We start from the raw sequence: 11,989 nt of genomic DNA on the forward strand, positions 1-11,989 counted from the left end.
TTATTGCAAATAAAAATAACCTCATTTTTTTATAGACAACTTTATAGTAGGGGAATGGGACTGTGCATCTTAGCATATTATCTTTTGGAAAACACTTAGTGGTTGCTTGCGAGAATTGATAATAAACGAACCTCTATTTGCTTTTAGTTTTTGTAAAGTACTATGGAAATTTTGTCACAGTTGTATTGCCTGAAAGGGTGTCTTACAATCCGTCCTGTCTGGAGTATCCCTTTGAACTATTTATGAATAGGAGCGGTTATGAACAATAAGGGTTCGTGCAATCCTTTGGTTTCTTTGGTTATACCTGCCTATAACGCAGAAAAATACATCATGGCTGCCATTGACAGTATATTGCAACAAACCTATTCCCCGATTGAATTAATTGTCGTCAATGATGGCTCTACCGATAAAACTGAGGAATTGCTCAGGCAACACCAGGATAAATTTAAATATTTTTCGCAAAAAAACTCAGGGCAAAGTGCTGCAATGAATTTGGGTTGGGAGCAAAGTTCTGGCTCTTTTTTAGGTTATCTAAGTGCAGATGATCGCTTGCATCCGGAAGCAATTGGTCTTCTGGTCGCCGAGCTGTTAGCTCATCCTGAAACCGTGATGGCTTATCCTGATTTTTGTATTATTGATGAGAATTCAAAATATATACGCTCGATCAAGGCCAAAGATTATAATCTGAGATCGATTGTTGCCGATTTTGATTGCCTGCCAGGTCCCGGTGCTTTGTTTCGCCGGGAAGCATGGTTAGCAGTTGGGGGATGGAACACAACACTCCGTCATATTCCTGATGTGGATTTTTACCTTCGCTTATGTCTATATGGTCCTTTTAAGCGTATACCTAAAGAATTAGCTGATTTTCGTATTCATTCCGGATCTACTACCTATAGCCCTTCTTCCATAGCCAAGGCGGATGAGCCCCTGAAAGTCATAAAGGAGTTTTTTTCTCAAAAAGAGGTTTCTGCAAAATTTATAAAATGGCGGCGGCGATCCGTAGCCAATGCCTTAATGTTATCAGGCTTTATGCATGGTTATTCAGGCCGTTACATTAAATTTGTTTCGCGCATGACCAAAGCCGGATTCATCAGCCCTTCGGCCATATTGTCCAGAAAAATGGCAAGTTATCTGGTGCGTATTTTTAAAAAATAACCCAGGGTCCCTAAAGAGTGAACCCTATTATCATGGGCAAAAACTGACTTTGGTAATAGGGCAAAGGAGTAACAGCTCAGTAATTAAATGCTTATAACAAATTACTGGTTTTATTAGGCATCCAAAGCTTCCTGAATGAAATCCAGTCGAAGCAGCAAGTCTTTAATCTCAGGCACTGTGAGCAGCTCTGTATTATGAGAAGTATAATCATCGAATGAAGAGATTATTTCCTCGCCTTCTACAAAATATTTCTTATAATTAAGATCTCGATTGTCGGCACTGATACGATAATATTTTCCCATATCTTCGGCCTTAGCCATTTCTTCTCTGGAAACCAGCGATTCATAGAGTTTTTCACCATGGCGAGTACCGATCACCTTAATCTGACTGTCACTTTTGAAAATTTCAATAAGTGCTTGCGCCAAGTCAGCAATGGTAGATGCAGGAGATTTTTGGATGAAGATATCCCCTTGCCGTGCATTGGCAAATGCATGCAGTACAAGATCCACCGAGTCTTCGAGTGACATTAAAAAGCGAGTCATTTTGGGATCAGTAATGGTTAAGGGATGATTTTCTTTTATTTGTGAGACAAAAAGCGGAATCACCGAACCGCGTGAGGCCATAACATTTCCATAGCGTGTGGCACAAACAACCGGACCACTTTCAGAAATAAGCCGTGACTTGGCCACCATTATTTTTTCAGCCATCGCTTTTGAAATTCCCATTGCATTAATGGGATAAACGGCTTTATCTGTACTGAGTACTACTATTTTTTTTACAGAATTTTTTATTCCTGCGTTTAAAACATTTTCCGTGCCAAGGATATTAGTGCGAACGGCTTCCATAGGATAAAATTCGCATGAAGGAACTTGCTTAAGCGCTGCGGCATGGAATACATAATCTACGCCAATCATTGCATCTTCCACTGCTTGGGAGTCGCGCACATCCCCAATATAGAATTTAACTTTTTCATTGTTTAACTCATTACGCATATCTTCCTGCTTTTTTTCATCGCGGCTAAATATACGTATTTCACGAAGATCAGATTTTAAAAAACGCTTCAACACAGTATGACCAAATGAACCGGTACCGCCTGTAATCATGAGAACTTTATTATCAAACATTTACTTAGCTCCATAAAATTTGCTTGTTTCATGCATGAACTCTATCAATTCGGGCCATGAAGGAGCGTTATAGCTTGTGGCTTTTTTAAAACGCTCACCATTTAAAGACCGATCAATGACTAGTTGTTCATTGGCTATAATTCTGATTTTTTTCCCATAAATTTCAGCAATTAAAGCGAGCAAATCATATTTATTTATAGGAGATGCAGCAACATGGTACAGACCGCTTAATTCAGGGTGAGGGATTACATAATCGCGAATGATTCGGGCCAATTCAAAAGTTGGAAGCCCAGAAAAAACGGCTTTAGTGAACCCATTAACTTCGTTTTCTTGAGAAAGGAACCATTCCAGAAGGGCATGGTTGCTATTTAGTTCATGACCGATTATGGAGGTTCTCAAGGTAATTGCATGAGGTAATTCTGTTATCTCGCCAATGTACTTTGATTTTCCATATAAATCTTCTGCATCGGATACATCGTGTTCCAGGTAAAGCCCTTTTTGTCCTGAAAAAACACAATCGGTACTAATATGAATTAGTCTGGCATGTGATAAAGCGCAGAGTTTTGCCAATCGATGAGGCAACATGGCATTGATGGGAAGTACTACCAAAGGATCTTTTGCTGTGGCGAGTTGTTTAATCAGGCCAACACAATTAATCACCACATCGGGACGAACGAGTTCGAATACTTTGAATAGGGAATCCATATCGAGCACATCTACATTAGTGATTAAGTGTGAATGTGCGTGCTCAGGAAAATAGCGCACATATTTTTTATCGCGTAAAGTCCCAAAAACTTGTGTATCAGATTGACTAAAAGTATGGAAAACGGCACTTCCCAGCATACCTGTAACGCCCAATACGAGAATTTTCACTGAGGCTTTCTCCTTTTTTCTGTGATTCTACTACTTAGTATTTCGATGAGTCTTTGACTTTGTTTTTTCATTTCAAAATGTTCAAGAAAATAAGACCGGCCTGCCTTACCTAGTTTCTCTCGTTCTGAAGGAGTCATATGATATAGTTGTTCCATATTTTTGGCCAGTGCTGCAGAATCTTCTGCTGGCGATACCAGTCCTGCCCCTGCTTCAAGTACTATGCGTGCCCCTTCCCCATTAAGGGCCGCCAGAATAGGCCGGCCCGCTGCAAGATAGGCTTGGATTTTACTTGGAATGGTATAGGAGAAGATTTCTTCATCTTTAAGGGTAACCAGTAACCCTGTGGCCAAAGAGAAAATCTCGGGCATCAGCGAAGGAGGAAATCTCCCAGGCAGAAGTACATTCTTTAGATTTTTTTCTGCGATGTGTTTTTTCAAAAAATCGGTCTGACTGCCGCTTCCAATTAAAATAATTTTACACTCAGGTAAATGCTGTAACTTTTCTGCAGCTTGCATTAAGGTATCAAGGGCTTGGGCGGTTCCTAAATTTCCAGCAAAAACAAAGCAGCGATTCTCCTTTAATTCCCTGGTCAGACTTTCAGGAACTGTTGCAGTCTTGTCCAGATTAGGGGGAGGGTCGAAAAAGGAGTTAGGGTAATAAACGAGTTTATCTGGATGGGTGTATTTTTCCATCATGCCGGTGAAGGCTTGTGATTGTACCAGCAACGTATCCGAGGCTTTATATATCCATTTTACTACCCAGCCTATCATTTTCAGCACCATGCCATTTTGAATAAAGCCTGTAGCCTTTACACTTTCCGGCCACAAGTCCTGGACCCAAACTGCCAAATGTGAGCGGAGTCGCCGCTTTAGGTACATAGCAGGAATTACTGAAGTGATGGGGGACGGTACAAACACTAAAATAGCGTCAAATTGTTTGCCTTTTAGAAAATGAGGAAAATAAAAAAGGCCGCTAAAAATATAGGAAAGGTAGTTTAATATTAATTTTTTAGCGCCCTTTCCTCGGGGATAAATAGGTATTCGATGAACTTTAATCGTCTCAAAAGATTCGGTGATGCAGCCCGCAGCCGAATAGCCGGCAAATACTTCGCCTTCCGGATAATTAGGCTTCCCAGTGACTACTTCGATATAATGTCCATGGTCAGTAAGGCACTTTACGAGTTCGTTTATTATGAAGGTTTCCGGCCAGAAATATTGCGAGACCACTAAAATGTTCACTAACTATGTCCCCTATAATTTAAAACTTATCGGTTTAGCATCCTGTTCTGGTAGTCACCATAGCCGAATGAAAAATAATTGGAGTAAATATTAACGGAGTTTATGAAATAATGTTTATTGCAAGACTCTTTGATACAGATCAACAATTTTTTCACCTATAGAATCCCAAGTGTAATTCTTAAGTATCAGTTTATTTAAATTGCTTCCCATATTGTTTCTGGTTGAGTTAGAAAGCATTTTTATTAATCCCTGTTCTAAACCTGCAACATTTGCCTGAACTACATACCCTGCATCTGCTTCTTCCAAGTTAAATCCACATTGATCGGTGATCAGTACGGGTTTAGAAAATATCCCTGCCTCAATGACCACTAGCGACATAGCCTCTTGTCGGGAAGGGACTACTAAAAACATTGCATTCTGGTAAGTACGCACCCGGTCTGCCTTAGCCACACTGCCTATAAAATGGACCTTTTCAGCAAGGGGTGAATTTTTGATAAGATTTTGGAGAAACGCCAACATTCCCTCATCCGGGCCCGCAAATACAAAGTGATAATTTTGATATTCCGCAGGTAATCTTGCAAATGCTTTAAGAATGAGGTCAGGCCCTTTGATATAATTCAGCCTGCCCATAAACAGAATATATTTTTCTGGTAATTTAAATTGAGTGGCAGCATTTTTATTTTCTTGGAAATCATCAAGAATGACGCCGTTAGGAATCAAGGTAATTTTCGACTCTTGAATCCCATATACTTTATAGTGGTCTATTTCATTTAGAGCGATGGCTATATGCGCATTGGCATTTTTTATTATTTTTTTTCCAATAATAAAATTAAAAATTCGTTTCAAAATCCTGGAGCGTCCAAAAATGGGTAAAGCTCCGGCAGGACAGACTACATAGGGTTTACCTAAATGACGAGCATAGCAATATACTATCGCATTGAGGATAGTCCAATGATTCATAATATGAATGATATCTGCCTCATGAACTGCGTTTTTGATTTTTTTAAGGCCGCCTTTGGGGATTAAAAAGCGTTTTGAAAAATAAGGCAGCGTGATTAATTTAATATTTTGCAGCTCAGTTTGCTTGTCCTTGCTTAAATTGGAGTCCAAAGTAAGAATCGTACATTCATGGTTTTGTTGAGCTAAAAACCGACTCATTTGATTCGTTCTTTCGGCTGTACCTCCTCCTGTTAGAGAGTCGATGGTAACATTTACATTTAATATTTTCATGAACGTATTCTACTTCGCTAGTGCTCTACAAAGAAAAGCCTGCGGCTACAATTGCCATAATTAGAGGCTATTATACCAATTGACAAATTTAGTTAAACCCTCTTTAAAACTCACGGGTTTAATATAACCTGAATCCGCAAGATTCTTCCCTAAATAAACTGTTCTGGGATTGATAGTGCCCTTGCCAAGCATACGATAAAAATTTTTGTATACGGATAGGGGTAGAGGAAGGTTAGGCATAAAATAATCAGGAATTTTTAATTTGTCCATCAAATAATGTTCCACCTTGTGGAAATAATTTTCCTCAACCTCATCATCAGAAATAATATAAATGAGGTTATCAAAACGGTTCAGATGAATTAAATAATCAAGAGCACCAACTACATTGTCTACACAGACCAGATTCATAGGTCTCTTTGCCATTAAACATGATTTTAAAAAATTTTGAAAAGCAGAGCCTTGGGATAGATCGTCTGCTAATTTCACCAGGTTTTTGCCTCGGGGACCAAAAACCTGTGTAGGCCGTAAAATGGCCAATTCAAAAATATTGGAATAATTTTCCAATAAATAATTTTCTATAGCCAGTTTTGTACGCGCGTAATTTGTTTGCGGATTACAGGGGGTTTTCTCATCAACAATATCTGTTAGCACATTTCCATAAACAGAAGTAGTACTGCAATGAATGAATCGCCTTATGTCATTGGCAGCACAAATTTTGGCCAAATTTTCAATCGATTGCAGATTTTGAGTATAGTTTTCCTCCCATAAATAGGCCAGGTTAACCACTACATCACATCCCTTTATAAAATTTAAAAGCGTTGACCCATCCAATAAATTTCCCGTATAAAAACTCACGTTATCATAAGAAATATTAGAAATTTGCTGGGTTCGGGACAATGCATGGATTGTCAGATTTTGCCGGGATAACTTTTCGAGCAAATGCGTGCCTATGAAACTGTTTGCTCCTGTAATTCCTATTTTAAGCATTATGGTCCTGTGTGCAATGAGCTATGGTGTATTAAAATCGCCTATTTTTCTGTACTGAAATAATGAAACCTCTTGCTGAATCATCATTGACTGAACATTTTATTGTCGCTGTCCATTCTACCTCTCACATCTGCAATTTTTTATTAATTGTTTATTCGAACGAGTAAGCCGCTAGGTGTTTATTTCATTTACTTGCAGCGGGTTCTAACGCCTTTCTTAAATCTCCCAATTCACGGCTTCCGGTACAAAACAGGGTTACCTTAAGTTCATATTCTATTGTTTGCATGCATAAACTGACTTGTTCGGAAGACTCTAAAGCGGGTTCTAACATGGGTCTGGCATATCCCACTGTGGTTGCTCCCAGAGCAAAGAGCTTGGCGGCATTTAATCCGTTATTTACACCTCCAGATCCCCAAATCTCGTAGGCGAGATTTAATCCGACAGCATGTTTCACGGAGGTTGCGGTATCAATCCCCCAGTTGCGAAAAGTAATTGCTGCTTTTTGTCGAATAGGATCCTGGGTGGCTCTATGCCCCTCAATTCGTCCCCAGTGAGTTCCTCCAAGCCCTCCCACATCTATCGCTGCAATGCCAATATCATTTAAGCGCATCATTGTTTCACGTGAAAAACCACAACCCGTCTCTTTAACAATAATAGGTAAAGACAGATTTTTAACTGCATTTGCCAAAGCCTCCCAGCAGCCTTTATAGTCTGTTGTCCCTTCAGGTTGCATGCACTCCTGCAGCGGATTGCAGTGGATGATTAATGCATTGGCTTGTAAAGCATCGGTTAGACGTTGAATATCACTCAGCGGATGAGTGATTAATTGTGCGATTCCCAAATTGCTGTACAAGCTGACCTGAGGAAAGTCGCGCCGTAAATGTTGCCACTCAAACGCCGCCTTGGGATCAGTCAGTTCCCGTCTTTGCGAACCAACGCCCATTGCCCATCCATTCAATGCACAAGCCTCAATCAAATTTCGATTAATGTGCTTTGCATGTCGATGCCCTGCGGTCATGGAGCTGATTAGGAATGGCTTTTCTACTGCTTGTCCAAATCGAGAACTCTTGATGCTTATTTCAGCGAAATTCAAATCCGGTAGGGCATCATGTATCAAATTGATGCTATCGAAAGTACTGAGCTCCGCAGTTTGGTTTTCCGGCATTAGGGCCAATTTGATGTGATCTTGCTTGCGTTGCTCAAACTGTTCGTAGTTATTTGCCATGAATTTTCCTGTTATTACAGTTGACTGAGTGTTTGTTGCATGGAAATAGCGGCATTGGCGACATCGATGCCTTTATGGCCGGCTTTTCCGCCTAGTCTGTCCCATGCCTGCTCCTCATTATCCGTGGTAAGCACGCCAAAAAGAACGGGGATATTATATTCCAGGGCAACTTGTAAGCAGCCTTGACTTACTATATTACACACTAAATCATAGTGGCTGGTTTCGCCGCGAATTACGGCACCCAAGGTAATAATGGAGTGTACTTTTTTTTGCATGGCCAGACGCTTGGCAATAAGTGGAATTTCTACGGCTCCAGGGACTTCATATGAATGAATGTCACTTTCATTAAAACCGCGTTTCAAGAGTTGAGCAATTGCTCCTTCCTGCAGCGCTTTGGTGACTTGGCGATTAAATACACTAGTAATAATGGCGATAGGAAAAGAGCTTACTAGGGATGTATCTTCTGCAATCGCTGTATTTTGCATAATCTGTCTCTCTTGTTTTTTCTGGGGGATTGAAATGTGCAATTTACCGTTTTATCGCTGCATTTTCCACTTATTTAACTTTGTAAGATTCTATTTATGTGAAATAATTATACTGTTTTTATGCCTGAAAACCTAATTGCTGCAATTTGCGAGGAATTACTTATGAGCACAAAGCGAATAATTATTGGAATAACTGGCGCATCAGGCATGATTTATGGGATACGCCTTCTAGAGCTTTTACGGCCTACACCTATAGAAACACATTTGATTGTGAGTAAATCGGCACAATTAACCCGCAAATATGAAACTGATCTTTCACTTACTGAACTAAAAGCTCTGGCCGAAGTGTATCATTCCTGGAATGATATAGGCGCGAGTATTGCCAGTGGGTCTTTTCAAACCATGGGAATGATCATTGCCCCTTGTTCGATGAAAACTTTGGCGGAAATTGCCCATGGGACCAGTGACAACCTAATAGGGCGGGCAGCAGATGTGACTTTAAAAGAGCGCAGGAAATTGGTATTGATGCCTCGCGAATCGCCCTTGCACCTGGGGCATTTACAAAACATGGTTTCGCTAACGCAACAAGGCGCGATTATGTGTCCGGCAATGCCTGCATTTTACACTAACCCCAAGACCGTTGATGATATTATTAATTACAGCGTTGGGCGAATACTCGATCTTTTTGATATCGATGTAGGAATCGTACAGCGTTGGCAGGGATAAATTTTTCAACGTAAAAAGATTATTTTCCTAACTTAAAATATGATCCCTGTCTTTGCAGGGATCATATGCCCGCCGCGCACCAGCTTTATCCGTTTAATCTTTTGTATTGAGCTCAACCCAAGCAGCATAAGCATCGATAAATTTTTGCAGGAACTTTTTTGTGTCTTCTTTTATGATATTTCCCTGGTCGTCAAACAAATCTCCTGCTCCCCCTATATAAGACTCAGGTTGTTGAAGGGTTGGAATATCTAAAAATACAAATGATTGCCTTAAGTGGTTGTTTGCCCCAAATCCACCAATTGCGCCTGGGGAAACACTTATCACGGCGCCTGGAAGCTTGCTCCAAATACTTTTACCGTAAGGCCTGGAACCTACATCAATGGCGTTTTTGAGTACGCCTGGAACGGAGCGGTTGTATTCGGGGGTTACAAATAACACCCCTTCATAGGTTTTCATTTGTTCACGAAACTGGACCCAGGCTTGCGGAGGTCTATTCTCATCATCCAGATCTTGGTTGTATAAAGGTAAGTTACCAATTTCTACTATTTCCAGGTTTAACGATTTGGGCGCCATGGCAATGAGCACTTTTGCCATTTTTTTGTTATAGGATTCTTTGCGCAAGCTGCCGACAATGACTGCAATTTGTTTACTCATGTTACGACTCCTTGTATTTTTATTGGCTCTCACCTGAACCAGAGCTATTTATTACTCAAAATTCCCAATCTCATTGAAATACAAAAAACTTTTTCCCAGATAGGCATATTGATTTTTCAATAGAAATCCGGGGACTAAAAGTCATTCTACCTTTCAATTGAATTTAGGTTTATTTGTCATGGGTAATTGTATTATTGCTTATTTTAATAATTATTCCAGTAGCTTTGGATGGAGGCTGAACTAATTTAACAAGAAATAAAATGAAGTGTTAACAGGGGAATGAATGAAATAGGGTGAAAAAAGAGGTAAAGACGATGGGAAAAAATGAATGGGGAGAAAATAAAAACCCCCTAGCCACATAAATATTGTCATATTTAAGCGGCTAGGGGGTAGTAAATGATTTTAGACTACTTCAACTTCTTCAGCTTGAGGACCTTTTTGGCCATTGCTTGGCTTGAACATTACTGTTGCGCCTTCAGCAAGAGTTTTAAACCCAGTGCCTAAAATTGCACTGAAATGCACAAAATAATCTTTACCGCCACTTTCTAAAAAACCGAAACCTTTGGACTCATTAAACCACTTTACTGTACCACGAATTTTATCTGACATGTTAATTTCCTAAATTGTTACCAGGACATTGTAGCATTATTTTATTAATTGTGCTGTTTTTTTATTAAATATTTTTAAATTTTTTTACATTTAATGAAAAACAGCCAACAATGCAACCCCATGATAGAGCATTTTGTTTAAAAATTCTAATATTTTGCGATCTTTTATCCGGTTGCATTTTAAAAGAGCCATGGTGGCGCTATCCACTCCTTAGCAGGTTCTTTTTTTCCGGAACTTCGATTAACTCCAATCCATCTTCCTGTTTCAGGAAAGTAAATATGATTCCAGAGAACAAAGTCAGAACTCCAAGCATGAGAAAAGTATCATGAAAAATGCGGACGGATAAAACATGAGAACCCGAATAATAAGTAAAGAAGCCAAGTAAGATTGCCGAAATCGCAACCCCAAAGCTTTGAGCCAGTTGCTGGATTGTACTCATAATACTGGTTGCGGCACTCATATCATTTTCCGCGATGTTGGCATAGGCAAGGGAATTCATCCCGGTGTATTGCAAGGCAATTAGAAATCCATAAACAAAAGTCAAAATGGCAATACTGTAGGGAGAAGAATAGTGATTGATGGTACAAAAGGTCCAAAGAGAAATGCTGACCAGAATTGTATTTAAAATTAATAAATTTTTATAGCCAAACCAGCGAAGGATAGAAAAGGATAAAGGTTTTACCAAAAAAACACCCACGGCGATGGGTGCAAGCAATAGACCGGACAGGCGCGGAGTATAGCCCAAAGCAATTTGTAGCAGCAGGGGCAATAAAAAAGGGACACCCCCAAAACCCAGGCGAGCTAATAAATTGCCGACAACTGAAACGGAAAAGGTACGGGTACGCAACAGTTCGACCTTGACAATGGGATGCTTCCTTTTATAAGAGTGTTTGGTATACCCGCCTAATAAAAGCAGAGCAATCAGGAGCGTTGTACCTGTTTGTGCTGTCGTTGCCCTGGATTCACTGATCATCGATAGACCAAAGGTTAAAGTGGCTAAACCACTGCCGAAAAGAATAAAGCCTAATTTATCCAGGGGAGGAACCGGACGCGGCGGCATGGACGGTAACAATTTGCTTGATAATCCTACCGCAAGTATGCCAACGGGGATATTAACCCAAAAAATCCAGCGCCAGGAAAAACGATAAGTAATAACTCCTCCCAGTAAGGGCCCAAGCATCATTCCTAACGAGGCAACCATGACAACGATAGTCATTTTGGTAATTAATTCATGGCGCTCACAAGTGCGCAATATAATAAGCCGCCCGATAGGCATGGTTAATGAACCCCCTAAACCCTGGACAATACGCGCGCAAATCAGTTCCCATATATTATTTGTAAATCCGCACCATATAGAACTTAAAGTAAAAACCGAAATAGCACTTATAAAAACTAATTTCATCCCGAATTTATCCGCAATCCAGCCGCTAATGGGAATAAAAATCGCTAAGCTTAGAAGATAGCTGATAAGTGCCAGTTTCAGATCGACAGGGTTGACGTTCAAGCTTTGCGCCATCACAGGAATTGCCGTGTTAATAATGGTGGTGTCCACCGCTTCCATAAACATAGCAAAAGAAACAATGAACAAAATGATATTTTTTTTCATGGCTTCAGTCTATCCCATCTCGGGTACGTCCGCTACATGGATTTAATTATAGAAGGTAGCATCTATCCGGGGCAGCG

At 40.1% G+C, this 11,989-nt stretch carries 12 protein-coding genes; 2 read left to right on the forward strand and 10 right to left on the reverse strand.

The features are described 5' to 3' along the window. The first annotated feature begins 258 nt into the window (after nt 1-258). A complete protein-coding gene (locus KYQ_RS00925; RefSeq protein WP_010652343.1) occupies nt 259-1,155 on the forward strand; it encodes a glycosyltransferase in 897 nt (298 codons plus the stop codon). Between the two features lie 113 nt (nt 1,156-1,268). On the opposite strand, the gene KYQ_RS00930 is transcribed toward KYQ_RS00925, so the two are convergent. From KYQ_RS00930 to ribH, 7 genes are all read right to left on the reverse strand, one after another. Continuing rightward, the gene (locus KYQ_RS00930) at nt 1,269-2,279 is read right to left on the reverse strand and encodes an SDR family NAD(P)-dependent oxidoreductase (RefSeq protein WP_010652344.1); all 1,011 of its coding nucleotides are present in this window, start codon (nt 2,277-2,279) and stop codon (nt 1,269-1,271) included. Then, nucleotides 2,280-3,152, reverse strand: coding sequence for a dTDP-4-dehydrorhamnose reductase family protein (locus tag KYQ_RS00935; RefSeq protein ID WP_010652345.1), 873 nt, complete (start codon nt 3,150-3,152; stop codon nt 2,280-2,282). Next, the gene (locus tag KYQ_RS00940) at nt 3,149-4,390 is read right to left on the reverse strand and encodes a glycosyltransferase family 4 protein (RefSeq protein ID WP_010652346.1); all 1,242 of its coding nucleotides are present in this window, start codon (nt 4,388-4,390) and stop codon (nt 3,149-3,151) included. Before KYQ_RS00940 ends, KYQ_RS00935 begins: the two co-directional genes overlap by 4 nt. A gap of 114 nt (nt 4,391-4,504) precedes the next feature. Further along, a complete protein-coding gene (locus KYQ_RS00945) occupies nt 4,505-5,620 on the reverse strand; it encodes a glycosyltransferase (protein WP_010652347.1) in 1,116 nt (371 codons plus the stop codon). 60 nt (nt 5,621-5,680) lie between these two features. After that, a complete protein-coding gene (locus KYQ_RS00950; protein ID WP_010652348.1) occupies nt 5,681-6,607 on the reverse strand; it encodes an NAD-dependent epimerase/dehydratase family protein in 927 nt (308 codons plus the stop codon). Between the two features lie 184 nt (nt 6,608-6,791). After that, nucleotides 6,792-7,832 carry a type 2 isopentenyl-diphosphate Delta-isomerase gene (fni, locus tag KYQ_RS00955; RefSeq protein ID WP_010652349.1) on the reverse strand — a complete coding sequence of 347 codons (1,041 nt, stop codon included), beginning with the start codon at nt 7,830-7,832 and terminating at the stop codon, nt 6,792-6,794. Nucleotides 7,833-7,846: 14 nt separating this feature from the next. Continuing rightward, a complete protein-coding gene (ribH, locus tag KYQ_RS00960) occupies nt 7,847-8,317 on the reverse strand; it encodes a 6,7-dimethyl-8-ribityllumazine synthase (protein ID WP_010652350.1) in 471 nt (156 codons plus the stop codon). Between the two features lie 162 nt (nt 8,318-8,479). Here ribH and KYQ_RS00965 point away from each other — a divergent pair, with 162 nt between their 5' ends. Beyond that, nucleotides 8,480-9,043: a UbiX family flavin prenyltransferase gene (locus KYQ_RS00965; protein ID WP_010652351.1), complete on the forward strand. Its 564-nt coding sequence runs from the start codon at nt 8,480-8,482 to the stop codon at nt 9,041-9,043. A 93-nt stretch (nt 9,044-9,136) separates the two neighbouring features. On the opposite strand, the gene KYQ_RS00970 is transcribed toward KYQ_RS00965, so the two are convergent. From KYQ_RS00970 to KYQ_RS00985, 3 genes are all read right to left on the reverse strand, one after another. Next, the gene (locus KYQ_RS00970; RefSeq protein ID WP_010652352.1) at nt 9,137-9,697 is read right to left on the reverse strand and encodes an NADPH-dependent FMN reductase; all 561 of its coding nucleotides are present in this window, start codon (nt 9,695-9,697) and stop codon (nt 9,137-9,139) included. 402 nt (nt 9,698-10,099) lie between these two features. Continuing rightward, nucleotides 10,100-10,306, reverse strand: coding sequence for a cold-shock protein (locus tag KYQ_RS00975; protein WP_010652353.1), 207 nt, complete (start codon nt 10,304-10,306; stop codon nt 10,100-10,102). 199 nt (nt 10,307-10,505) lie between these two features. Next, the gene (locus KYQ_RS00985) at nt 10,506-11,912 is read right to left on the reverse strand and encodes a DHA2 family efflux MFS transporter permease subunit (protein ID WP_010652354.1); all 1,407 of its coding nucleotides are present in this window, start codon (nt 11,910-11,912) and stop codon (nt 10,506-10,508) included. Between the last annotated feature and the right edge of the window lie 77 nt (nt 11,913-11,989).

This window comes from Fluoribacter dumoffii NY 23 (assembly GCF_000236165.1).
In the GTDB taxonomy this organism is placed as follows: domain Bacteria; phylum Pseudomonadota; class Gammaproteobacteria; order Legionellales; family Legionellaceae; genus Legionella; species Legionella dumoffii.